Source organism: Paenibacillus larvae subsp. larvae, from assembly GCF_002003265.1.
In the GTDB taxonomy this organism is placed as follows: Bacteria; Bacillota; Bacilli; order Paenibacillales; family NBRC-103111; genus Paenibacillus_H; species Paenibacillus_H larvae.
Genome location: NZ_CP019687.1, coordinates 1,583,276 through 1,603,678, shown reverse-complemented (window position 1 = coordinate 1,603,678; position 20,403 = coordinate 1,583,276). Strand labels below are relative to the sequence as shown.

Below are 20,403 nucleotides of genomic sequence, written 5' to 3'. Positions count from 1 at the left end.
TGCTTTAGTAAAAACTTAAAGCCAACGCTTACGAAGTGTTTTTGCTTTAGCAAAAACTTTAGGAGGAAAATATGACCAACAAAAAAGGATTTAAATCTGGATTTGTCGCCTTGATCGGCCGGCCGAATGTGGGCAAATCCACGCTCATGAATCAAGTGATTGGCCAAAAAATAGCTATTATGTCGGACAAGCCCCAGACAACGCGGAACAAAATACACGGTGTCTATACTACTGAACATGCCCAGATTGTATTTTTGGACACACCCGGAATACATAAGCCTCAATCCAAACTGGGTGATTACATGATGAAGGTGGCCCATAGTACACTGGCAGAAGTTGACGCCATTTTGTTTCTGGTTGATGTGGCCGAAGGCATTGGGGGCGGGGACCGTTTCATTATAGAACAATTAAAATCAGTCCAGACCCCTGTGATTCTTGTTCTCAATAAGATTGACAAGGTACATCCGGAAGATCTGCTCCCGGTGATCTCGACTTATAAAGAGCTGTACCCGTTTACCGAAATTGTTCCGGTTTCAGCTCTTCAGGGCAACAATGTAACTACCATGCTGGAACAAATAACAAAGTATCTGGAGGAGGGGCCTCAATATTATCCTGCCGATCAGGTAACTGATCATCCGGAACAATTCGTTGTCGCAGAATTAATCAGGGAGAAAATTCTGCACTTGACGAGAGAGGAAATTCCTCATTCCATTGCTGTTACTATTGAAGACATACGTGTCGAAGAAAACGGTGTAGTCCGAATTTCTGCCGTTATTTTTGTGGAAAGAGACTCCCAAAAAGGTATTATAATTGGGAAACAAGGAGCCTTGCTCAAGCAGATCGGACAGCAGGCACGCCATGACATCGAGGCCCTGCTTGGGACTAAGACTTTTCTGGAACTTTGGGTTAAAGTAAAGAAAGATTGGCGCAATCAAGAGAGAGTGCTCCGTGATTTAGGTTTTCGAAACGATTAATATAGCTTCTCTACCAGTTATTTCAACGCATATTCTTCCGGGTCTGGTACATCCTAATCCATATCATCAGTTAGTCATTACTGTTTGGAGAGGATGATCAACAATTGAGAAGCTTTTCATGGAATTATTTTTGGCTATCGGGGGATGTAGATGCGTATCTGCTCTTCAAAGAAATTGCAGGCAGTCAGGAAGCGGAATCTCCCCGGGAAGCATCTGAGGAGAGAAACGACGAGCAAGCATTAGAATCGTTCATGTAAGGGATAAGGCCGGCCGCACGGGAGAGGAAAGGAAGACGGTCATGCTGTATCGAATCGAAGGAATTATTTTGCGAACCGTAGATTACGGGGAAGGAAATAAGATCATTACTGTCCTTACACAAGCCGGAAAAGTAGGGCTTATGGCCAGAGGAGCCAAAAAAGTTAAAAGCCGGTTAAGTGCCGTAACCCAATTGCTGATATACGGGGAGTTTGTCTTCTTTAAACAAAGCGGCATGGGCACATTGAATCATGCTGATATAATCGAGCCTTATCATCGATTGCGGGAAGATATCTATTTATCCGCCTATGCCTCTTACCTGGTGGAAATGGTGGACAAGATGCTTCCGGAAGGGGAGGCGAACATATATTTGTTCGAGCAGCTCAAATCCGCGCTTAAAACCATGGAAGAAGGCAAGGACCCGCAAATCGTAGTGCATATTTTTGAAATGGCCATGCTTGCTTCGGCAGGCTATTCTCCTGTTATGGATGTTTGTGTCTCCTGCGGATCTGTTGATGGGGACATGATGTTCAGTTCGCTGATGGGAGGCATACTTTGTCCGGGATGTACACATAAGGATCCACAGAAGATCCGTATTTCAGAAAATACACGAAAACTGCTTCGGCTTTTTACCGGGATGGATATTCGCAGGCTCGGAAATGTTACGGTAAAAGAAGAAACCAGGCAGCAGCTTAAAACATGCATGAGAGCTTATATGGACACCCACGTGGGCGTCCAGTGGAAAGCAAGAAAAGTACTTGATCAGTTGGACAAATACGATTTCAAAAAGAATTGACAAACCTCTCCTTCACAAGTAAAATAACTCAAGGAAAATAATTAGCAAGGAATAAGGTAGAATCGAAGGTAGCTATCTCGTCCCTGTGTCTTATCGTGGCATGGGAGGCGGGATGTTTTTATGTTTGCGAGGGTGTTAAATCTGTTTCGCCCGAAACAAGCCCTGCCGTTTACCTTGAGTCTGACTGGTTAAGATGTAATTACATAATGAAAGGAACGCTTAGGTATGAGTTCTTCAGAAGCTGCTGCTACCGTATTAGTGATATCAGATTCAGTTGGCGAAACCGCAGAATCTGTTGCCCGGGCAGCTACCATGCAGTTTTATCCTCTTCGAATCCGCATGCTGCGGATATCGTTTGTACATGACCGAAGCAGCATTGACCGGATTGTTCAGGAAGCAAGTAAATCCAATACTATTATTGTATATACAATTGTGGTTCCTGAACTGAAACAATACTTAACGGAATGTGCTTCACAGCATCAAGTGATTCATATTGATCTCCTCGGACCGATAGTTGATACCATCAGCAAGGTGGTTGGTCAGGAACCGAACCGTAAAATTGGAATGACTCACCGATTGGACGAACAGTATTTTAAGAAAGTAGAGGCCGTTGAATTTGCGGTTAAATATGATGACGGTCGGGATTTTAGTGGAATCTGCCAGGCTGATATTGTGCTTGTTGGTGTTTCCCGGACATCTAAAACCCCGTTATCCATGTATTTGGCCCATAAAGGATACAAATGTGCCAATGTGCCGATTGTTCCTGAAATGCAGCCTCCTACAGAAATATTTTCTGTGCCTAAAGAAAAGGTAATCGGTCTGCTTATTGATCCGGTTAAGCTTAACGCAATCCGTAAAGAAAGACTTCGTACCCTTGGCCTTGCTGCAAATGCAACTTATGCCAATGAGGAACGCATAAAAAAGGAGCTGGATTATGCTCATGACTTGCTGCAAAAAATAGGCTGTAAAGTGATTGATGTATCAAACAGGGCCGTGGAAGAAACGGCAAGCCTAATCTTGGAGCATATCCATAAACGGAATATTCCTTTTTAATGAAAACAGCAGGATTTTTTTCTTCTTCATCGTATATAATATTACGGAAGTGGAGTACGAGAAAATCGGAGGGCCGGTCTGATGAATGTTTCATGTACTATTGTCGTTGATGCCGATGCATGTCCGGTTAAACAGGAAATTATTCTGGCAGCCAAACGGTTTGATGTACCGGTTCTGATGGTAGCTTCTTTTGACCACAGAATTGAACTTCCACAGAATGAACGGATACAGGTTGTACAGGTGGACCGCTCTTCTCAGTCTGCCGATTTATATATAGCCAATCATATGAAGAACGGAGACATATTAGTAACCCAGGATTATGGATTGGCCGCTCTGGGGCTGGCTAAAGGCGTATATGCCCTCTCAAACCGGGGGAAGCCTTACAAGGATGGCTCCATTGATTTTTTACTGGAACGGCGTCATGAACAAGGGAAATTAAGGCGTGGAGGGAAGCATACGAAAGGCCCTAAACCCTTTTCAGATGAGGACAGAAGGCATTTTCTACAAAGTTTGACAAAACTTTTGCTTTCTTTGCAGGAGAATGTCGTCCGTTAGCGAATAGTATTACGTGTCCTATTGGAAATGAAGGTGAATAGGATGAGAGTAGGACGTATTCCGGAAGAAGTGATAGAAGCTGTCCTTAAGCATCATGACATAGCGGATGTTGTAGGCAAATATGTTCACTTAACCAAGCAGGGACATTATCTGAAAGGATTGTGTCCGTTTCACTCCGAAAATACGCCGTCTTTTACCGTAACGCCTGAACGGCAAATTTATCATTGCTTTGGCTGCGGTGCCGGCGGGGGCATCATTAAGTTTCTTCGGGAAATAGAAGGTTATTCTTTTGCGGAAGCCGTCAACCATTTGGCAGAGGAAGCGGGTATTCCCATTACATGGGAAACGGCAGACCCTGTTCAAACCAAACAGCAGCAGGAACGGACTGAAGTCATAAAAGCTCATGATCATGCCGCAAAAGTATACCAATATATTTTGAAAAACACCGAACAGGGGAAACAGGCACTGGACTATCTCAGGTCACGCGGTATTGCCGATAAGCTGATTGATAGATTTCAGATCGGGTATGCCCCGGCCAGAATGGACACACTTGTCCGTCAATTAGAACGCAATCAGTTTTCTCTTTCCTTAATGGAAAAGGGTGGTTTAATTTCGATTAAATCGGATAAAAACGGGTATATAGACCGTTTTCGCGACCGTATTATGTTCCCGCTGCATGATTTTCATGGGAAAATCATCGCTTTTGCAGGAAGAGCGCTTGGAGATGTCAAACCTAAATATATGAACAGTCCCGAATCGATCTTGTTCAATAAAAGCCGGAGTATTTACAATCTTCATCATGCTAGGGCTGAGGCCAGAAAAAGCGGAGAGATAGTGCTTCTTGAGGGTTATATGGATGTGATTAAAGCGTGGGAAGCAGGAATAACCAATGCTGTTGCCACAATGGGTACGGCCTTAACTCCGGAACAATCCGAAATTCTCAAGCGGAATGCCGACCGCGTAATTGTTTGCTATGATGGAGATCCCGCGGGTCAAAATGCTGCGTATAAGTCCATACCTATTCTTGAGAAGAGCGGCTGTGCTGTGAAAGTGGCTATGATTCCGGAAGGCAAAGACCCGGATGAGTATATTACTGCTTACGGACCTGAACGCTTTGTAAGGCAAATTGTGGAACAGGCTGTACCAGCCATGAAATACAAGCTGCTTTTTATTCGCAAAAACTTCAAACTGCACAATGAATTTGACAAACTACGCTACCTCAAAACTGCGACCAAGATGATCGCCGCACTTCATTCGCCTATAGACCGGGAACATTATCTTAAGCAATTATCCTCTGATTTTGATACATCCCTGGAAAGTCTTAAGCAGGATGTGGCGGCAATTCGGTTTGATCTTGAAAAAAAGCAGAGTTTAAGGGATAATAAAGAGTTTCTGTGGAATAATGTTAGGAATAATGGGAACCGGGTACAAAAGAGCCCTTCATTATTCCCGGCTTATCATAATGCCGAAAGGCAGCTGCTGGCTATCATGATGCATGACCCGGAAGTTTGCCGATATGTACAGGAACAGGTCGGAGACGAATTTAACGTAGAGGATCATGCCGTATTAGCCGCGTATTTATATGCCTATTATTCACAATACGCTGAGCCGAACTTGGGACGGTATATGGCTATGCTTGAAGATACTAACCTTGAGAATCTGGCCAGCTCTATAGCTCTAATAGGGGCGAAACATGGTTTGAATGATAAAGTCATAGATGATTATATCAGGGAAATAAAAAAATACCCCAGGCAGCAGGAAATTAAACAAAAGAAGGAAGAGATGCGGCAAGCGGAACTAAGTGGTGATCCGCTCAGGGCTGCACAAATATTGAGTGAAATAATAGCCCTAGAGAAACAGCTGAAGTAAGTGGAAGGAAAGCCCTGCGAAAGTCTAGGGAGGAGGGAGTTGGATTATGGCGAACGATCAACATACAGAACTAGAGACAGAGTTGACGCTAGAGCAAGTTAAAGATCAATTGATTGAATTGGGAAAGAAACGCTCCTCGCTGACGTATAAAGAGATTATGGACCGCCTTGCTCCATATGATCAGGATGCAGAGCAGATTGATGATTTTTTTGAACACTTGTCTGAAATGGGAATTGACGTCGGCAATGAAAATGACGATGATGAAGATAACATTCGTCCCGGCAATACAGATAATGAGGATGAAGATTTCAACTTTGAGGATGATCTGACACTGCCTCCGGGTATCAAAATCAATGATCCGGTTAGAATGTATCTGAAGGAAATCGGCCGTGTTCCTTTATTGTCCGCAGAAGATGAGGTAGAACTTGCCAAACGGATTGAGCAAGGGGATGAGGAGGCCAAACGCCGTCTTACCGAAGCTAACCTGCGCCTCGTTGTAAGTATCGCTAAACGTTATGTCGGACGCGGCATGCTATTCCTTGATCTCATTCAGGAAGGTAACATGGGGCTTATTAAAGCGGTAGAGAAGTTCGATCATACCAAAGGATACAAATTTAGCACCTATGCCACATGGTGGATCCGTCAGGCTATCACCCGTGCCATTGCGGACCAAGCCAGAACGATCCGGATACCGGTTCATATGGTGGAAACGATCAACAAATTGATTCGTGTATCCAGACAGCTTCTCCAGGAACTGGGACGCGAACCGACTCCGGAAGAAATTGCTAAGGAAATGGAACTTAGTACGGACAAAGTACGTGAAATCATGAAAATAGCCCAGGAACCTGTTTCTTTGGAAACGCCTATTGGGGAAGAAGACGACTCTCATTTAGGAGATTTTATCGAAGATCAGGAAGCCCTGGCTCCAGCAGATGCAGCTGCCTATGAACTATTGAAGGAACAACTGGAAGACGTGCTGGACACCCTGACAGAGCGGGAAGAGAATGTTCTTCGTCTCCGGTTTGGACTGGATGATGGCCGGACCCGTACTCTGGAAGAAGTAGGAAAAGTATTCGGAGTAACCCGTGAGCGGATTCGTCAGATTGAAGCCAAAGCCCTCCGGAAACTAAGACACCCTAGCCGAAGCAAAAGGCTGAAAGATTTTCTCGAATAGAAGCCCTGCCGCCTCGCTGGAAAGCGGGGCTCTTTTTTGTTGATTCTGACTATCAGAGACTTCCCCAAAATGACCCGATAAACCGAAACTTTCTAATAAAAACCCGGTTATAAACCGATACAGATAATGGGAAGGTGAAGCGGATGAACGAACAAAAAAGACAATGGATAACTGAAGAGATCGAGCACTGGGAAAAAAGCAATTTGCTGCCGGACAAATATTGCCGATTTCTGATGAATCTGTATAAAGAAGATTCTGTACAGGATAAAAAATGGCTCGGACTTTCTATAAACAATTGGGCTTGCAGCCGGTTCTTCTATTGGACAGCAGCCTTCTTTCTCATAAGCCTGTTCGGTTCAATTCTTCTTAATTTTAACCCTTTTGGCATTTCATTGCAAATTGGTATTTCCTTATTTTTTATTGTATGCTTGTATGGAACAGGTATCTACATAAGAAAGAGATCTGATTCGGCAGCTAGGCTGCTTTGCTTACTGGCAACCTTGACACTTGTCCTCTTCGGCCCTTACCTGTTTTCCTTTATGGAAGGCGACGTTTTTTTGTTTAACCTAATTTACCTGCTGGGCTGCTGTGTATTCGTCCTGCTTGTGGGATGGTTTTTTCACTGGATCTGGTTTCAATATGCTGCCTGGATCGGTTTTTCTATTATATATGGGCGGTTTCTTCTTTGGCTGAAGCCGGGCATATCTGCTGGTATTTTTGAAATGGCGTGGATTCCGGCAAGTCTTATTTTCATTTGGCTGGGGTGGATCATTCATAGTGTGAACAGAATTGGGGCACGATCCTTTTGGTGGGCCGGTATAACCTTGTTTTTTATTCCTGAACTGTATACAGCTGCAGCCGGTGGAACGGAAGATTGGAGACTGGGAATAACAATGATATTCCTGATTAAAATGGTTTTGGCAACTATAATACTTTATGGGTATAGAAAAAAATGGATAGAATGGATTGCTTAAATTATGGTGAAATTATCGAATCGTTTGCGTATGATTGCAGACCGTGTGCCTGTTGGCAGCAAGCTGGCGGACATAGGCTCCGATCATGCCTTGCTGCCTGCTTATCTGGTTAAGCAAGGCATCACGCCTTTTGCTGTTGCTGGAGAAGTGAACCAAGGTCCACGTGAGGCGGCTGAGAATCAAGTAAAGGAAGCAGGATTATCTTCACAGATTGAAGTTCGGCTTGGTGATGGTCTTGAGGTCCTTTCACCTGGAGAAGTCGATACCGTGACAATAGCCGGCATGGGGGGCAGCTTGATTGTCTCTATTCTGGATGCAGGAAAAGAGAAATTGTTGAATGTCTCAACCCTAGTTCTTCAGCCAAACGTTGCGGAAGACAAGGTGAGGGCCTGGCTCGATGCGGAAGGCTGGTTCCTTGCAGAGGAAACTATTCTCAAAGAGGATGGAAAAATATATGAAATATTAACGGCCCGGCATCCTCAAGCTTGGGATCATCCGGAAAATTTATATAAGAGCAGGAGATTAAAGGCGGACCTGGTATTAAACAAGCCGGAACTTCTCTGCCTCGGTCCTTATTTTGTGGAGAATCCTTCTCCGGTCTGGTTTGAGAAATGGACTAAGGAAATCAGCAAACTGGAAAAAATCGCAGGACAAGTGAATCAATCAGACCTCGAAGCAGCCAGACAAAAACAGCAAGCTATGGTTAAAAAAATTGCCAAGCTCAAGGAGGTACTTGCATGTTTGCAAAAGGACAGACTGTAATTCAAAAATTTGAACAATTTGCTCCCAAGCATTTTGCCGTTCCTGACGATAAAATCGGCCTGCAGCTGGGCACTTTGAATAAGGAAATCAAACATATTCTGGTGGCCTTGGATGTTACGGAGGAAGTAGTTGATGAAGCAATCCGAAACAAGGCAGACCTTATTATCGCCCACCACGCCATTATTTTCAGACCGCTTTCTCATCTGCAAACCGATACTCCTGCGGGACGAATATATGAAAAGTGTATCAAACACGATATCGCCATTTATATTGCCCATACAAACCTGGACGTTGCCGAAGGCGGGATCAACGACATGATGGCGGATGCGCTTGGTCTAACGGATACGACACATTTAGAGGAAGTGCATACAGATAATTTAAAAAAGCTGGTTGTATTTGTTCCCGTTTCCCATCATAAGCAGGTCAGAGATGCTATTCTTCATGCCGGTGCCGGATGGATAGGGGCATATAGTCATTGCAGTTTTAATATACCGGGAACCGGAACGTTTCTTCCCCAGGATGGTGCTGATCCATTCATTGGAAAGCAGGGGAAAATGGAAGAGACGGATGAAATAAGAATCGAAACGGTTGTACCGGTTTCCATCCAGCGCAAAGTTGTTCAAGCTATGTTGAAGGCCCATCCTTACGAGGAAGTGGCTTATGATTTATACCCGATGGATCTTAAGGGAAGAACGTTTGGACTTGGCCGAACAGGCAAACTGCCTGGGAAGGTGACTTTGGCGGAACTTGCGGAGAAAACTAAAGCTGCATTTGGGGTTCCGGCCGTCCGGGTTGTGGGAGATTTGAACCAGACAGTATATAAAGCGGCTGTACTGGGCGGATCAGGCGGCAGGTATGTCCGTCATGCGAGTTTTGCTGGTGCAGACGTTCTGATTACAGGGGACATTGATTATCACACCGCTATTGATGCCAAGGCGGCAGGAATATGTTTGATTGATGTCGGGCATAATGTCGAGAAAATTATGAAGAAGCCTGTAGCGAAATATTTAACGGATATTATGGCAGCAAACAAATATAAGACTATCGTTACGGCTTCAGAAGTTCACACAGAGCCTTTCCAATTTATTTAAGAAGCGGCAATCCTGGTAACGATTCGCTGTTGTTTTTCATAAGGATTCCTTGTATACTAGCAAATGAGATCGAAAGTTTGACAGACAATCGCTGGCGGCTTTACAGCCGCGAGAGGAAAGTCCGGGCTCCATAGGGCAGGGTGCTGGATAACGTCCAGTCAGCGCGAGCTGAAGGATAGTGCCACAGAAATGGACCGCCGATGGCAGGATTGTTAAACCTGCACAGGCAAGGGTGGAACCGTGGTGTAAGAGACCACGAGGGGTGCAGGTGACTGTACTCCTGGTAAACCCCACTTGGAGCAAGACCTAAGAGGGACGCAGACCGCATGAAGCGGTAGTCTTTGCCCGAGACGCGTTTGGGTTGGTCGCTTGAGCTGTGCAGTAATGTACAGCCTAGATAGATGATTGTCGCTTCAACGGTGGGAGGGGTCGCTCCCGTTATACCACTGGAAGTACAGAACCCGGCTTACGGCAAACTTTCGTCAAGCGAAAATAAGAAAACCGGACCGCCTTATGCAGAAGCAGAGGGCGGTTTTTGGATGTTTCAAATTAATTTATATTTGTGTTAAAAAAGGGAACAGCTTAAAACGAAAGAAGCGGTTCCTTTTTTAGTCTATTTACTACTTTCGTATGCTGCCCGTACAGCCTTGCCCACATCGATCAGTCCATAGCCAAAGTAAGTGTCTTTTCCTGGTGTTCCTATGTCCTTCGCTGTCTTTCGCATAATATTCATTACCTGGACATTAGTCAGTTTCGGATTAGTGGCCCGGATTAAACCAGCCAGACCTGCAACGTGCGGAGTAGCCATGGATGTGCCGGAAAGAGCAGCATACTGATTGGAAGGATAGGTACTGGCTATACTTACTCCAGGAGCAGCCACATCAATATAATCGCCATAATTGGAGAAAGCGGCTTTTAATTTCTGGGAATCGGTCGCAGATACGGCTAGTACTTCAGGATAAGCCGCTGGATATCCGGGTTGTTCAGTATTGTCGTTTCCGCTGGCGGCAATAAGCACGACATCCTTATCATAGGCGTACCGGATGGCGTCATGGAGAAACATGGAGCTCGCATAGTTTCCAAGACTCAGGTTTATGACCTTGGCACCGTGATCTGCTGCCCAAATAATTCCCTGGGCTACGGCATAGGTACTTCCTGCCCCCGAAGAATCAAGTACTTTAACAGGCATAATACAGTTATACCAGGACATGCCCGCAACACCAAGCTGATTGTTTGTTTCTGCTGATATAACTCCGGCCACATGGGTGCCGTGGCCTACATCATCTTGCGGAGGCTGGTCGGGATTCACAATATTGGTACCCGGAACGAGATGTCCTTTTAAATCGGGATGATTTAAGTCCACTCCTGTATCCACAACAGCTACAATCAAATCCTTGGACCCTTTATTATAGGACCAGGAGGATTCTGTTTCAATCAGTGGAAGATTCCATTGATATTGCTTATACAAAGTATCGTTTGGAATATTCTCAGCGGCAACCGGTTCCTCAGTCATTTCTTTAGGATTCTGGCGGAAAGGCCAAGGGAATAAAGAGAAGGATGACGGTTTTAATTTCTCATTAGTTACATAAATATAATGCGGCTCAACATACTCTACATTCCAGGCTTTAAAATAATCCATCAGTTGTTTGGCTTCCTTGTGTTCGGATTCAAAAATATAGGAATAACCTATTTTCCGGATCACTTTCGCATGGAGATCTTGTTGAATTTGTTTGATCTCTTTGTCTGAAGGAGGCCGTCTGAATTTTACTACCACTTCGTCACGTTCATAATGACTGGTCCCGGCATTTTTCTCGGGATGATCCACCTGTTTTTGCTGTAAAGTTTCGCTTTCGACTGTTTCTATCTTCCATTTAGGCTGATTAGGGAAAGGCTCAAGGCGTAAATTTTTTCTTTGATGAGAAGCCACCTGCTGTAAAATATTTTGCTTAACAACTGCTACCAGAATATGACTCTTGTCTGAGGACGGAATTCCTAATACGGTATAAGGCCCTTGGGCCGTATCAATCCGCGGAGAGTAAAATGTTTCTCCCTGTTCGGCAGCCTTTTTAGCTTTTTCTATGAAAGGACGTGTTTGTTTCTCGGCGTCCTGTTCCAGCTTTCCAACTGTAATAGCCTGATCCGTTCTGGTTCCCTTCGGGGTCCAAAGCAATTTTCCCATCTGCGGAAGAGACCGGGCCATATCCTGTAACCGGGTTTTGGCTTGATCACGGTTGGCTCCGGAAAGTAAAGGCATTGTTTGCTGCAAATGCATGGCGCACTGGTTGCGGCACAGTTGTTCCGTTAGCTGAACGTCCTGGGAAAGCAGCTGTTCTTTCATCTTCAACTCGTTAGCGGGAGTCGCCGCCTTGTCCGTTCCGGGAGAGCAGCCTTGCATGAGCAAAGAGCTTGTAAGAACAGCTGCGGCAGCAAGAGATAGGAAGCGGCGCATATGCAACCCTCCTTTGGTAAAGTGATACGTTTATGTTTGGAAGGTGCAGGTTGTTTTATGAGATGAAGCTTTTGGACAGATAGATGGATATTACTTTTATTGTGAAATTGTGGTACCATGAGAAAGAAAATGAAGCTCCCAGATAATTGGGATAAGAGAAAAAGTGTTTGTGCGCAATCTTGAGGAGGTCTATGGTTATGGCTATGTTTGATGTAAAAAACAATTGTGAAACAGCCCGTACAAAATTAAAAGAAGCAATTGCAAAGCTGGAGTTATTCTTGAACCAGCATGCCCTATCCCAACTAAATACAGAAAATGACCCCGCAATGGATGAATTTTACCGTGGTTATTTGCAGGATATGCGTCAATTGCTTGTTTTTGGTGAAGTGGCTTACGAGAAGCTCGGAGTCAGCCTACGCCGCCCTAATTTCAATGTGGAATACTCAGAACGCGTTTTATATGAGGTATATCATAACTGTGTAAACGGTTTTTATTATCCCAAAAACGAATGTTATTCCGAAGACGGGAGATATGCTTATACAGGGCAAGATGCGATCCGTTTCCGCAAAAAACCTTCACGTGATGTACGTGACCTAACCATTGAATTATCCAAAATATTCGAAGAGCTTCGCGAAGACCTTGCTTATTATGAGACAGACTATATAACTCAACGGCGCATGCAGGGAGAGCGGGTATAAAAAAGGCGGAAGGTTTTGGTTTACGACCAATAACGATGAACATCAAAGAGTTTGTACCGGCAGTCTGTTGGATGCCTGGGAAGGCATCTTTTTTATGCATTCATGAGCCATTATTTAGTCCTAAAACCGCGGTATAACCCTCTTCGTCATCGGGAATCTTGAGAATAAAGGAGGGATTCATTCATGCCAGAAGTTAAATGTTCCGTCTCTAACTGTACTTATTGGGGAGAAGGAAATAATTGTAAGGCGGATGCTATTATGATTGAAATTGATGAACATGCTGATGCCGATTTTCATGCCGAGTTTGGCGGGGAAGAATTTGATTCCGAACATAAGGACAAAGCTCTTAATGTAAGAAATACCTGCTGTCATACCTTTACTCGTAAATCTTAACTAAACAAAGCCAAGCGGGAGGAACAGCTCTGCATGAAAAAGACCAGCCATTTTCTTCGTAGGCAGCGTGAAAAAGAAGAGGAGAATTCAGCGGAGCTGTCGCCCGATTGGGAGCATTCCACCGCCGCGTCTAATTCCGGGACTTCAGTTGGGATTATCGGTTTTCTGACTGGGATTATATCTTTGTTTTGTTTTCCGGCTGTGCTCGGCCCCTTTACTATTCTTTGCGGCTTTATGTCGTTCTTGCAAGGGAGAAGGGCACTTGGATTTTGGACCATGCTGCTTGGAATCATATCGTTACTTGGTTATATTATGTATAAGACTTATATTCAGTCCTGACTAACAAAACTTCCTAAATTTGAAACGTCCCAGTCGTATGCCTTATCTTAATGTGTGAAACTGCTTGTTTGTTTTTACGTAAAAGGCTAGAATTCAATCAGGGCAAGAGGAGAAAACAACGAAACAGAAATGGAGGAGAATGAATGTCAGATCCGATTGTTGTTTTAGAAAATGTCTCAAAAACTATCGGCGGCAAACCGATTATCAATAATTTGTCATTTTCCGTTCAGCGGGGAGAAGTATATGGATTCCTCGGACCTAATGGTTCCGGTAAGACCACAACCATCCGGATGATGGTTGGACTGATTTCCATGACCAAAGGAAAAATTTATATTGGCGGGCACAGTATCCGAACTGAACGGAGTAAAGCATTAGAGCATGTAGGAGCCATTGTAGAAAATCCCGAACTCTATGGATATATGAGCGGTTGGAAAAATCTTCTACATTTTGCGAGAATGGCAGCCCGTCCTGTAAGGGAAGAACGGATAAGGGAAATTATAGAATTAGTGGATTTAAAGGATGCCATACATAACAAAGTAAAAACGTATTCTTTGGGTATGCGCCAACGCCTTGGGATTGCACAGGCACTTCTGCATGATCCTTCCATCCTAATACTTGATGAACCTACCAACGGTTTAGATCCGGCTGGTATTCGTGAGTTAAGAGATTACTTGCGTAATTTAGCTAAAGAACACAATATTGCGATTGTGGTTTCCAGTCATCTGCTTTCTGAAGTTGAACTGATGTGCGACCGCGTGTTAATTATTCAAAAGGGCTCCTTTGTAGGGGAAAGAACAATTAAGGGGGAAGAAGCCCTTATCCAAACGGCCTTACCTATTGAGTTTGAAGTGCAGGATGCCAGCCGGGCAGCCCGTCTGTTCGAGGGAAAATACAAAGTAACCCAGACAGGGCCTAATCATTTTGTTCTGGAACTGGAAAAACAGCAAATTCCTAACGTTATTTCAACATTAGTAAATTCAGGGTTATCAATCTATCAGGTCCATACAAAAACAGAAAGCTTAGAAGATATATTCCTGGCCATGACTAAAGGAGGAGAGCAATCATGAAATTTGTTTCATTAATGCGCAACGAAATGATGAAGATTAACAGCAAGAAAACGACACTCTCCTTTCTCATTTTCCTGGCTGTTATTACTTTGATGATGGCTATTCCGATTAAAATCTGGGGAGGTACGTTTGTTGATAGCCTGAATTATCTCGGTTTTACTACTCTTGTTTCCAAAATATGCGATTCTTTTATTATCATTTATGCGATTGTGCTCGGATGTCAGGTTATTACAGAGGAATATAAGGATGGAACCATCAAGCAGCTTCTCATTCGTCCGGCATCCCGTACAAGTGTACTTCTATCCAAATATTTGTCCGTCTTGATTATGATTTTCGCGGCTGTATTGTTTATGACGGTTTTTGCTATACTCACCGGGGCCGTTTTTTTCCAGACTCAATCTGTTTCGGATAGTCCCGAATTGTCTGCAGTTTTAAAAATGATTATATATACCTTGCCCGGTACCTTTTTTATTTCCACTCTGGCTTTTTTTGTGGCTGTTGCATTTAAAAGTACTCCACTTGCTATTAGCGTAGCCGTCGTAGCCCATTTCCTGGGTTCGGGAATAACTATGCTGATTGCTAAGAAAACATGGGCCAAATATGTCATTTATAACAATATGGATTGGTCTGTATATGATAAATCCATTAATCCGGATGCTTTGCCTCCGTTTCCGGGGATGACTCTAGATTTTTCTGTTAGTATATGGTTAGCTTATATGCTTGGATTGCTTGTTGCCGGTTTTCTTATCTTTAACAAACGGGATATTCTGTAGAATTTAAATCGAATCCATTTCCATAAAACAACATAATGAAATTGATTCAATCCTATAACAATTTGCTGCTTATTTTCCGATAATAATAGGGAAATATAAACAGTATCGGGAAGGAAAAGCTATGAACGTTGATCCAAGAATAATACGGGGATATCTGAAACTGCAAACAATGCAGAGTGAAACTTCTGTTGATAATAGGTATGGTTTGATTCCAACTAAAGATAATACCGGATTTTCCAGGATCCTTGAATCCGCCCTTCAAAATAATGAAGATACTGATTCAGCGGCGCAAGCATACCTATTAACAGGGGGAATGCCGTCACAAGGCGGAAGCAGTATGAAGGAGCTGAATGCCCTTATTGCAAAGGCAGAGTCAGGTTTGCGGTACAAACCGGCTCAGGAAAAAGCCTCTGCTGCCATTGGAACTTCAACGGTGTGGAATGGGAAAGTCGATGCTCCTCACCCTTCTGGAGGGAAAATGGGCAAGACTACTCCATATGATTCCATCATCAGGGAAGCCAGCCGTGAGACAGGAGTGGAAGAAAGCTTGATTAAAGCCATAATATACAGGGAATCTTCTTTTAATCCAAATACTGTCTCGAGCGCCGGTGCTAAAGGCCTGATGCAGCTTATGGACTTTACCTCAAAAGCGGAGGGAGTAAGCAATCCTTTTGACCCGAAGCAGAATATTTTAGCCGGCACACGTCACCTGTCCCACTTTCTAAAAACCTATAACGGAAATTTGCTGGTTGCCTTGGCTGCATATAATGCGGGGCCGACAAGAGTGAACAGACTCGGTATTAAAACGGATAAAGATCTAATGGCTAATTTGCATAAGCTGCCGAAAGAAACTCAGAACTATATTGGCCGGGTTATGGATTCCAAAAAGTATTATGAAACGGTATAATAGACACAAAAGGAAAGCCTCCGGGCTTTCTTTTTTATTGAAAGAGTCTCTACATCCACATTTGGGGATAATGAGTTTGACCAAGAATTGATTTTCATTTTAGCAATTTGTAACGAAAGGAACTGACCGGCATGCTTTATCTGGATTACGCCGCTACAACACCTCCATATCCTGAAGTGGTTAAGACTATTATGGAAGTGATGACTAATCATTATGGAAATCCTTCTTCTTTGCATCGTTTCGGAATGGAGGCAGAGCGGCTGGTACAAAAAGCAAAAGAAGTAATTGGCAGTATCTTACAGGTACAGCCAAGCAGCATTATTTTTACCTCAGGCGGAACAGAAAGTAATAATTTGGCCATAAAAGGAACGGCCTACCAATATCAAAACCGCGGGCGCCATCTGATTACGACAGAACTTGAGCACGCTTCTGTTTCCGGGCCTTTTGCCCAGCTGGAAGGTGAAGGGTTCCAGGTTACTTATCTCCCTGTAGATGGGACGGGGCAAGTTAACCTTGAAGAACTGCACAAAGCTATTACACCGGAAACGATTCTTGTTAGTGTGATGCATGTTAACAACGAGATGGGCCGGATTCAGCCCATTGCCGATATTGGCCGGATGCTTGAGAAGTATCCGACTATTCTTTTCCATGTTGACGCGGTACAGGGGATGGGAAAGCTGCCGATTTTCCCGAAGGCGATGGGCATCGACATGCTCAGTGCTTCGGCCCATAAATTCCGCGGGCCTAAAGGTACCGGATTTCTGTACTGCCGTTCCGGAATCCGGTTGAAGCCGCTCTTGGCCGGAGGGGGCCAGGAACATGGAATCCGGTCGGGCACTGAGAATGTGCCGCTGATAGTTGGGATGGCCCGGGCCCTGCGAATGTCAATGGAGGGGTTGGAGCAAAAGCATGCTCATAAATGCCGGATGAGGGATTTAATCCGGAAAGGGATCGCTTCGATTCCTGTCCTCCAGCTTACCGGGCCGGATGATCCGGATAGAATCGGGATGGCTCCGCATATTGTTCATTTCAGCTTTCCCGGAATGAAGTCGGAGGTAGTTGTACATGCTTTGGAAGAAAGACGCATATACATTTCTAGTAAGTCTGCCTGCTCATCCGGGGAAGCGGAACCAAGCAGGGTACTTATGGCTATGGGACTTGACCGGAAAAGGGCACAAAGCGGTCTCCGCGTCAGTTTTTCTGATAATCTGACGGAACAGGATGTCAAGACTTTTGTGCAAGCATTGAAGGAAGTTACCGCTGAATTGATATCTGCAATTGGCACCATGAAAAAGGGGGAATAAGCATGCAGCCAGAATTGATTGTAGTCCGTCTCGGCGAGCTTACTTTAAAAGGAAAAAATCGCATGAGATTTGAAAATAAAATATTGTCTCAATTGCAAAATGTACTTCAGGATTATCCGGATTGTGTCATAAGTCGTGAATACGGACGGGTATATGTGCACCTGCACGTTACGGACTACCGTTCAGTTGCCAACCAGGTCAAACAAGTTTTTGGAGTGGAATCTTTTTGTCCGGCATATCAATCGGAACTTGACCTGGAAGCGATCCGGAAAAAGGCTTTGATTATTGCCAAGGGACAGCCTCATGTGCCTACCACTTTTAAGGTTTACGTTCGCCGAGTGAATAAAATGTTTCCCTACGGTTCCCATGAGATGAATCACTTGGTAGGAGGATATGTCCTACAGGCTTGCCCCTGGTTGAAAGTAGATGTTCATCATCCTGAGCTGGAACTTCGGATAGAAATTAGAGAACAGGGGGCTCTTCTGTATACGTATTCTGAAATGGAGGAAGCTGCCGGGGGATTCCCTTTGGGCATGAGCGGAAAAGGAATGCTTCTGCTTTCGGGCGGCATTGATAGTCCGGTAGCCGGATGGATGGCGATGCGCCGGGGACTGGAGATTGAAGCGGTACATTTTCACAGTTATCCATATACTAGTGAACGTGCAAAACAGAAGGTCATTGAGCTTGCACGTATCCTTTCCAGATATGGGGGCATTATTAAACTTCATCTTGTGCCTTTTACGGAAATTCAAACACGAATACACCAGGAGTACAGAGAAAATTTGCTGATTACCATTTATCGACGCTGCATGTACCGGATTGCTGAAAAACTGGCTGAGAAACGGAAAGCACTTGCATTAGTTACAGGAGAAAGCTTGGGACAAGTAGCCAGTCAGACCTTGACAAGTATGAATGTTATCGGCAGGGTAGTAGAAATGCCAATTATTCAACCTCTGGTGACATTGGATAAAAAAGAAATTGTGAAGGTAGCCCAGGAAATCGGCACGTTCGAGACTTCAATTCTTCCCTATGAGGATTGCTGTACAATTTTCATGCCAAAATCACCAAGTACAAAACCTAATCTAAAATTAATAGAAACAATCGAAAAGGGAATGCCTTGGCTGCCGGAATTGATCGACCGTGCTGTGGAAGAGACAGAAATGATCGTTTTAAAACCGGAAAAAACGGAGCAATTGGATCATTTATTTTAAATATAGAAATTCCAAGTTCGTATGATACTGATTGTTTTAGTGGATGTAGTATTCTTGGATAATTCCCTTACTTGCTGAAATGGTACTGTATAATGATCATAATGATTCACAATCAATATATGGTTCAATTTAATGATTAAATCGAATTATCAATAAGGTCCGTTAAAAGGCTGTTGTATTCACTTCGGGATAAGACCCTTGACAGATAGAAGAACCCGGAGATGAGCAGGGCATGCCATTTCATAAAACAAGGGGGATGGGGGAATGCTGGATCAGATTGTATTATTTATTGAGATCTTACTGATCAATTTAGTCCTGAGCGGTGATAATGCCGTTGTTATAGCCATGGCCAGCAAAGATCTTCCTGCCAGGGAACAGAAGCAGGCGGTATGGTGGGGAGCTTTCGGTGCAATTGCCCTTAGGCTGCTGCTCATACTTGTAGCTGTAACCATGTTACAGATTCCGTATATCCAGGCAGTCGGATCATTCTTACTGCTCTGGATTGCTTTTAAATTACTGCTGGTACAAGATGGCATATCCGAAATCCGTCAGGCGCCAACTTTAATGAAAGCTATCTGGACTATTATCGTGGCCGATTTTATAATGAGCCTCGATAATGTTCTGGCCATTGCGGCGATGGCAGATAATCAGGTAGGTATTATTATGCTGGGAATCGGTCTCAGCATTCCAATCATTATATGGGGCAGCACATTTGTTATGAAGCTGTTGTCCCGCTTCCCTGTAGTTGTCTTTATCGGGTCTGGTATTCTGGGTTATACGGCAGGAGAAATGTTCATTAGTGATGTAAAAGTTGCCGCTTGGCTACCGCCAGGCAAACCTCACTGGGTGCTCCCGGTATTAGCTGCAATTTCCGTTATAGCTGCCGGTTTAACCAAACGTGTCTGGGTTCAGCTTACAAAAAAATCTACCATGTGATTTCTATACAAAATAGCGCCCATACGTTAATCTCTCAAAAATAACCATGGGAAAAGGGTTGCTTCTTATGTCTATTTAGGAAAATTATGACAATATTCACATAGGATAAAAGAAGAAATTTGAGGGGGTTAATGGAAATATGGCGAAATGGCATGAAAGATGGAAAGGCTCAGCTAGTATTTTTCTTTTTTTTAAGCTAAACTAACGGTAGGTGCCGTTTTATCGGATGAATACATGGAAAAAGAATGACGGATAGGGTAAGGGAGTGAAGAAAAGAATGAACAAACGAAACATATCTGCAGGACTCATTCTAATTGTAATCGCACTTGTGCTGCTGCTTGGAAAAGTAGGTGTAATCGGCTGGATCGGATCGGTCTTTTGGCCTGTTCTGGCGCTGCTGCTTCCAGGGATTATTTTGCACTTGCTGTACTTCAATAAAATACTGCCGCCAGGGGTGCTTGTTCCTGGAGGGATTCTGATTACTTACTCCCTCCTGTTTCTGATTACCAATTTGTTTGGTTACCAGACCTTGCAGGTGCTCTGGCCGGCTTTTATTTTCGGTTTTGCCGTAGGAATTTATGAGCTTTATTATTTTGAACCGAACGCGGATAAAGGATTATTTCGCATTGCGATTATTCTTGCACTCGCGAGTGCCGCACTGCTTATCGTTACATTATTGTTTAGCCTCAGCATTTATCTTATTGTGTTTCTGCTGTTAATTGCAGGGGTCGCCCTTCTGCTGTGGAAACCAAAAGCCTGGTAAAAAGAGATCATTTTCAAAAAAGCATATTGTCTTTTATGAAGAGATTTCTTGCTTTTCGGC

The 20,403-nt window shown here is 43.9% G+C and carries 21 protein-coding genes and 1 other RNA gene; 21 read left to right on the top strand and 1 reads right to left on the bottom strand.

Annotated elements, in window-relative coordinates:
- The first annotated feature begins 71 nt into the window (after positions 1-71).
- The 11 genes from era (at position 72) to rnpB (ending at position 9,987) form a co-directional block, all read left to right on the top strand.
- Positions 72-974 carry a GTPase Era gene (gene era / locus BXP28_RS08300; RefSeq protein ID WP_023483686.1) on the top strand — a complete coding sequence of 301 codons (903 nt, stop codon included), beginning with the start codon at positions 72-74 and terminating at the stop codon, positions 972-974.
- A 104-nt stretch (positions 975-1,078) separates the two neighbouring features.
- A complete protein-coding gene (locus BXP28_RS08295) occupies positions 1,079-1,231 on the top strand; it encodes a YqzL family protein (protein ID WP_104932500.1) in 153 nt (50 codons plus the stop codon).
- Positions 1,232-1,272: 41 nt separating this feature from the next.
- Positions 1,273-2,025, top strand: coding sequence for a DNA repair protein RecO (gene recO, locus BXP28_RS08290; RefSeq protein ID WP_023483687.1), 753 nt, complete (start codon positions 1,273-1,275; stop codon positions 2,023-2,025).
- Between the two features lie 225 nt (positions 2,026-2,250).
- Complete coding sequence (locus BXP28_RS08285; RefSeq protein ID WP_023483688.1) at positions 2,251-3,078, top strand: pyruvate, water dikinase regulatory protein; 828 nt, start codon at positions 2,251-2,253, stop codon at positions 3,076-3,078.
- A gap of 81 nt (positions 3,079-3,159) precedes the next feature.
- The gene (locus BXP28_RS08280) at positions 3,160-3,633 is read left to right on the top strand and encodes a YaiI/YqxD family protein (RefSeq protein ID WP_023483689.1); all 474 of its coding nucleotides are present in this window, start codon (positions 3,160-3,162) and stop codon (positions 3,631-3,633) included.
- Between the two features lie 42 nt (positions 3,634-3,675).
- Positions 3,676-5,502, top strand: coding sequence for a DNA primase (dnaG, locus tag BXP28_RS08275; RefSeq protein WP_023483690.1), 1,827 nt, complete (start codon positions 3,676-3,678; stop codon positions 5,500-5,502).
- Between the two features lie 46 nt (positions 5,503-5,548).
- Positions 5,549-6,676 carry an RNA polymerase sigma factor RpoD gene (gene rpoD / locus BXP28_RS08270; protein ID WP_036654798.1) on the top strand — a complete coding sequence of 376 codons (1,128 nt, stop codon included), beginning with the start codon at positions 5,549-5,551 and terminating at the stop codon, positions 6,674-6,676.
- A gap of 143 nt (positions 6,677-6,819) precedes the next feature.
- On the top strand, positions 6,820-7,650 hold the full coding sequence (locus tag BXP28_RS08265) for a hypothetical protein (protein WP_023483692.1): 831 nt from the start codon (positions 6,820-6,822) through the stop codon (positions 7,648-7,650).
- 3 nt (positions 7,651-7,653) lie between these two features.
- A complete protein-coding gene (locus BXP28_RS08260; protein ID WP_036654796.1) occupies positions 7,654-8,412 on the top strand; it encodes a tRNA (adenine(22)-N(1))-methyltransferase in 759 nt (252 codons plus the stop codon).
- Positions 8,388-9,503 (top strand): Nif3-like dinuclear metal center hexameric protein, encoded by a 1,116-nt coding sequence (locus tag BXP28_RS08255; protein ID WP_024094521.1) that lies wholly within the window; start codon positions 8,388-8,390, stop codon positions 9,501-9,503. The genes BXP28_RS08260 and BXP28_RS08255 overlap by 25 nt, the downstream gene beginning before the upstream one ends.
- 72 nt (positions 9,504-9,575) lie before the next feature.
- An RNA gene (gene rnpB / locus BXP28_RS08250) (RNase P RNA component class A) lies at positions 9,576-9,987 on the top strand.
- 129 nt (positions 9,988-10,116) lie between these two features.
- On the opposite strand, the gene BXP28_RS08245 is transcribed toward rnpB, so the two are convergent.
- The gene (locus BXP28_RS08245) at positions 10,117-11,952 is read right to left on the bottom strand and encodes a S8 family peptidase (RefSeq protein ID WP_023483695.1); all 1,836 of its coding nucleotides are present in this window, start codon (positions 11,950-11,952) and stop codon (positions 10,117-10,119) included.
- A 197-nt stretch (positions 11,953-12,149) separates the two neighbouring features.
- On the opposite strand from BXP28_RS08245, the gene BXP28_RS08240 reads away from it, so the two are divergent.
- The 10 genes from BXP28_RS08240 (at position 12,150) to BXP28_RS08195 (ending at position 20,343) form a co-directional block, all read left to right on the top strand.
- Positions 12,150-12,650: a YpuI family protein gene (locus tag BXP28_RS08240; RefSeq protein WP_024094520.1), complete on the top strand. Its 501-nt coding sequence runs from the start codon at positions 12,150-12,152 to the stop codon at positions 12,648-12,650.
- A 183-nt stretch (positions 12,651-12,833) separates the two neighbouring features.
- Positions 12,834-13,043 carry a DUF1540 domain-containing protein gene (locus BXP28_RS08235; RefSeq protein ID WP_024094519.1) on the top strand — a complete coding sequence of 70 codons (210 nt, stop codon included), beginning with the start codon at positions 12,834-12,836 and terminating at the stop codon, positions 13,041-13,043.
- 33 nt (positions 13,044-13,076) lie between these two features.
- Positions 13,077-13,382, top strand: a complete 306-nt coding sequence (locus BXP28_RS08230; protein ID WP_023483697.1) for a hypothetical protein — start codon at positions 13,077-13,079, stop codon at positions 13,380-13,382.
- Between the two features lie 143 nt (positions 13,383-13,525).
- Positions 13,526-14,449 carry an ABC transporter ATP-binding protein gene (locus tag BXP28_RS08225; RefSeq protein ID WP_023483698.1) on the top strand — a complete coding sequence of 308 codons (924 nt, stop codon included), beginning with the start codon at positions 13,526-13,528 and terminating at the stop codon, positions 14,447-14,449.
- Complete coding sequence (locus tag BXP28_RS08220) at positions 14,446-15,222, top strand: DUF2705 family protein (protein ID WP_036654794.1); 777 nt, start codon at positions 14,446-14,448, stop codon at positions 15,220-15,222. The genes BXP28_RS08225 and BXP28_RS08220 overlap by 4 nt, the downstream gene beginning before the upstream one ends.
- 121 nt (positions 15,223-15,343) lie before the next feature.
- Positions 15,344-16,129 carry a lytic transglycosylase domain-containing protein gene (locus BXP28_RS08215; protein WP_036654792.1) on the top strand — a complete coding sequence of 262 codons (786 nt, stop codon included), beginning with the start codon at positions 15,344-15,346 and terminating at the stop codon, positions 16,127-16,129.
- A 131-nt stretch (positions 16,130-16,260) separates the two neighbouring features.
- A complete protein-coding gene (locus BXP28_RS08210) occupies positions 16,261-17,433 on the top strand; it encodes a cysteine desulfurase family protein (protein ID WP_023483701.1) in 1,173 nt (390 codons plus the stop codon).
- A 2-nt stretch (positions 17,434-17,435) separates the two neighbouring features.
- Positions 17,436-18,644 (top strand): tRNA uracil 4-sulfurtransferase ThiI, encoded by a 1,209-nt coding sequence (gene thiI, locus BXP28_RS08205; protein WP_023483702.1) that lies wholly within the window; start codon positions 17,436-17,438, stop codon positions 18,642-18,644.
- A 264-nt stretch (positions 18,645-18,908) separates the two neighbouring features.
- Positions 18,909-19,580, top strand: a complete 672-nt coding sequence (locus BXP28_RS08200; RefSeq protein ID WP_023483703.1) for a TerC family protein — start codon at positions 18,909-18,911, stop codon at positions 19,578-19,580.
- 277 nt (positions 19,581-19,857) lie between these two features.
- Positions 19,858-20,343, top strand: coding sequence for a hypothetical protein (locus BXP28_RS08195; RefSeq protein WP_036654791.1), 486 nt, complete (start codon positions 19,858-19,860; stop codon positions 20,341-20,343).
- The last annotated feature ends 60 nt before the right edge of the window (positions 20,344-20,403 follow it).

What these genes read in the sequence shown, in the direction of transcription:
- era (WP_023483686.1), top strand. Translation starts at nt 72, where the DNA reads ATGACCAACAAAAAAGGATTTAAATCTGGATTTGTCGCCTTGATCGGC.
- recO (WP_023483687.1), top strand. Translation starts at nt 1,273, where the DNA reads ATGCTGTATCGAATCGAAGGAATTATTTTGCGAACCGTAGATTACGGG.
- BXP28_RS08285 (WP_023483688.1), top strand. Translation starts at nt 2,251, where the DNA reads ATGAGTTCTTCAGAAGCTGCTGCTACCGTATTAGTGATATCAGATTCA.
- BXP28_RS08280 (WP_023483689.1), top strand. Translation starts at nt 3,160, where the DNA reads ATGAATGTTTCATGTACTATTGTCGTTGATGCCGATGCATGTCCGGTT.
- dnaG (WP_023483690.1), top strand. Translation starts at nt 3,676, where the DNA reads ATGAGAGTAGGACGTATTCCGGAAGAAGTGATAGAAGCTGTCCTTAAG.
- rpoD (WP_036654798.1), top strand. Translation starts at nt 5,549, where the DNA reads ATGGCGAACGATCAACATACAGAACTAGAGACAGAGTTGACGCTAGAG.
- BXP28_RS08265 (WP_023483692.1), top strand. Translation starts at nt 6,820, where the DNA reads ATGAACGAACAAAAAAGACAATGGATAACTGAAGAGATCGAGCACTGG.
- BXP28_RS08260 (WP_036654796.1), top strand. Translation starts at nt 7,654, where the DNA reads ATGGTGAAATTATCGAATCGTTTGCGTATGATTGCAGACCGTGTGCCT.
- BXP28_RS08255 (WP_024094521.1), top strand. Translation starts at nt 8,388, where the DNA reads ATGTTTGCAAAAGGACAGACTGTAATTCAAAAATTTGAACAATTTGCT.
- BXP28_RS08245 (WP_023483695.1), bottom strand. Translation starts at nt 11,952, where the DNA reads ATGCGCCGCTTCCTATCTCTTGCTGCCGCAGCTGTTCTTACAAGCTCT.
- BXP28_RS08240 (WP_024094520.1), top strand. Translation starts at nt 12,150, where the DNA reads ATGGCTATGTTTGATGTAAAAAACAATTGTGAAACAGCCCGTACAAAA.
- BXP28_RS08235 (WP_024094519.1), top strand. Translation starts at nt 12,834, where the DNA reads ATGCCAGAAGTTAAATGTTCCGTCTCTAACTGTACTTATTGGGGAGAA.
- BXP28_RS08230 (WP_023483697.1), top strand. Translation starts at nt 13,077, where the DNA reads ATGAAAAAGACCAGCCATTTTCTTCGTAGGCAGCGTGAAAAAGAAGAG.
- BXP28_RS08225 (WP_023483698.1), top strand. Translation starts at nt 13,526, where the DNA reads ATGTCAGATCCGATTGTTGTTTTAGAAAATGTCTCAAAAACTATCGGC.
- BXP28_RS08220 (WP_036654794.1), top strand. Translation starts at nt 14,446, where the DNA reads ATGAAATTTGTTTCATTAATGCGCAACGAAATGATGAAGATTAACAGC.
- BXP28_RS08215 (WP_036654792.1), top strand. Translation starts at nt 15,344, where the DNA reads ATGAACGTTGATCCAAGAATAATACGGGGATATCTGAAACTGCAAACA.
- BXP28_RS08210 (WP_023483701.1), top strand. Translation starts at nt 16,261, where the DNA reads ATGCTTTATCTGGATTACGCCGCTACAACACCTCCATATCCTGAAGTG.
- thiI (WP_023483702.1), top strand. Translation starts at nt 17,436, where the DNA reads ATGCAGCCAGAATTGATTGTAGTCCGTCTCGGCGAGCTTACTTTAAAA.
- BXP28_RS08200 (WP_023483703.1), top strand. Translation starts at nt 18,909, where the DNA reads ATGCTGGATCAGATTGTATTATTTATTGAGATCTTACTGATCAATTTA.
- BXP28_RS08195 (WP_036654791.1), top strand. Translation starts at nt 19,858, where the DNA reads ATGAACAAACGAAACATATCTGCAGGACTCATTCTAATTGTAATCGCA.